Source organism: Luteococcus sediminum (assembly GCF_054783495.1).
The window spans coordinates 1-2,475 of record NZ_BAAGQL010000037.1 but is presented as its reverse complement, the minus strand read 5'-3'; the positions used below and the strand labels follow the sequence as shown (position 1 = coordinate 2,475).

Genomic DNA, 2,475 nt, shown 5'->3' with positions numbered 1-2,475 from the left:
TGCTGGTTGTTGTCTCGGTCATCATGACTCCTCCTGCCCTTGCGGGCGATGGAGCCACTTACACCATTTCCAGGACAGTCCCGATCAGCGCAGGATCAGCCACACGGTCAGGCGTGACATGCGACCGTGTCGGTCACCACACCCGCTGGGAATTCACGATCGGTCGCCCTGCCGACAAGCATGCGACGATGGCAGCCATGAATGTGGAGATGGTGGCGCTACCCCTCCTCGGCCCCGTCGAGGAGCACGTCGTCGATCGCTCCACGGGCACGTCCTGGACGGTGCGCGTCGAACCCTTCGAACTGGCCACCACGGTGGTCACGCGCAGCCTCTGGGCCCTAGTGACTGGGGGCACCGTTGTCCCGGAAGAGACGGCCCTGCCGCAGACGGACGTGAGCTGGCGTGACGCGATCACCTTCTGCAACACACTGTCCATGCACGAGGGGCTCACGCCGGTCTACACGATCTCGCAGCGTAAGGTCCCGACGCTGACCCAGTGGCGTCCACACAGCCAGCCTGAGGCCGACGACTGGGTGATTGAGTGGGATCACGGGGCCGATGGATACCGGCTACCCACGGACGCTGAGTGGCAACTCGCCTGCCGCGCGGGCAAGGCGGGTCCCCGTTACGCGCAGCTCGACGACATCGGTTGGTACGCGGACAACTCCGGCGGGCGGGCCCATCCCGTGCGCTTGAAGCAGCCGAATACGTGGGGGTTGTTCGACATGTTGGGCGGGGTGTGGGAGTGGTGCTGGGACCTGTACGACCCCGAGGTGTACGGGTCGTACCGCATCATCCGCGGAGGAGGATGGAGCGACCCGCACTGGAGCTGCCGCGCCGGCGTACGTCGCAAGACCAACCCCGCATCATCATTCGACGACCTCGGATTCCGCATCGCCCGCGGAACATCTACCGGGCCCGCCGTCAGACGGCGCTAAGCCGGGTCTCGCTCGGGGCAGACACGATCGTCGCCCTCCCAGGTCAACCGATTGCGGCCCAGCCGTCCACATCGCACTGACCATGATCATTCGCACCGACCGCCAGCACGCTGCCATCTGAGCGCAGCCCCAGGGTGTGGGCAGCTCCGGCCGCCACGGCCACGATGTCGCGCCAGTTGTGCGTGCCGCATTGGCCCCGGGCATTGGACCCGGAAGTGATGACGTGCCCGCTTGCGGTGAGACCGACGCTGTGGTGGCTTCCCGCCGCCACTTGCACAACGTTGGCCCATCCGGCAACGTCACGGACGCCGCTGGCCGCAGCACCACAGGCCACGACCCGACCATCAGCGCAAAGGCCCAGGGAATGCTGGTAACCGGCAGACACCTGCACGACCTCACGCCAGCCGTCCACATTGACCTGACCCGCCCGATTGTTACCCGCCGCGAGAACACGGCCATCACCACGAAGACCGAGACTGTGCCAGTCCCCACCCGCCACGGCGACGACCCCTTCCCACTCGGCCACCTCGATCTGCCCTTCCGTGGCGCGGCCAGCAGCTACCACGCGCCCTTGGGCGGTGACACCGAGCGAGAAGCGCCACCCAGCGGCAATTGCCCGAATGTGCGTCCATTCGGAGACATGGCACTGCCCGTGGGCATTCCAGCCAGTCGCCAGTACGGTGCCGTCCGAGCGCAGAGCAAGCGTGTGGGACTTGCCCGTATTGCTGAAGGCGTGCACATTGCCAGCTGCGACGGCAACCACGTCGGACCAGCCCACCACCTCACATTCGCCCGCCATGCCATTGCCGGCGGTCACGACCGTCCTGTCAGTCCGCCGAGCGACCGAATGCCGGCACCCAACAGCCATCACTGCCCCATGTGCAAGCCCCGGCTCGTTCACTTACCCAGCCTCCCCTGCCGACCTGCGCCACTCTGCTGCGGCTGACCCAGCCCGTCGGCGGGCTTGGTCCACTCGATCGTGTGGCGGAAGGCAAGGTGCCGCGTGACGATGCTGCCCGGAAGTATCGCGTGGGCTGCCTCGGTGATCCGAAGATCACCCACATATCAAGCACGGTCGGGTGCTCACGCCCCTCGCGGCAGATCCGGACCATCAATGCGCGGTGAGCCCGATCGCCAGCGTCAGGCAGCGGGCCACCGCTCAAGAGACTAGCTCCCCGCAAGGGACTTCGTGTTGATCGGTCAGATGGAGAGCCACAAACGGCTACTGGGGGGGTCCACGCGACCGTTGGTCATCACAACGACGAGCCAGACCGCGAGGCCGCAAGAGCAATAGTCGGAGCGGTGCAGGAGCAGTAGTCGGAGCGGTGCGGGATGATTTGGGTATGACCAGGATCGAGTGGAGCCAGTACAAGAGTGACGTCGAGCCGGCGGCTGCGATGTTCATTGGCAGCGACTTCCCGAGCAGAGCGGAATACATCAAGCCGTCGAAGGGTGACGGTGGGATAGACATCTTGGTCCATCTTGATGCTGGCTACGCCGTCTACCAGGTCAAGAACTTCACCCAAGGTGGGCGCAA

The 2,475-nt window shown here is 65.5% G+C and carries 3 protein-coding genes; 2 read left to right on the top strand and 1 reads right to left on the bottom strand.

The features are described from left to right. Window positions 1-938: formylglycine-generating enzyme family protein (locus tag ACYVKA_RS13595; protein ID WP_460706214.1), on the top strand; the 938-nt coding region annotated here is incomplete at its 5' end. A 43-nt stretch (window positions 939-981) separates the two neighbouring features. Here ACYVKA_RS13595 and ACYVKA_RS13590 read toward each other — a convergent pair. Continuing rightward, a complete protein-coding gene (locus ACYVKA_RS13590; protein ID WP_460706212.1) occupies window positions 982-1,755 on the bottom strand; it encodes an RCC1 domain-containing protein in 774 nt (257 codons plus the stop codon). Window positions 1,756-2,281: 526 nt separating this feature from the next. On the opposite strand from ACYVKA_RS13590, the gene ACYVKA_RS13585 reads away from it, so the two are divergent. Next, window positions 2,282-2,475 (top strand): hypothetical protein (locus tag ACYVKA_RS13585; protein WP_460706210.1); only part of this gene is annotated, 194 nt, incomplete at its 3' end.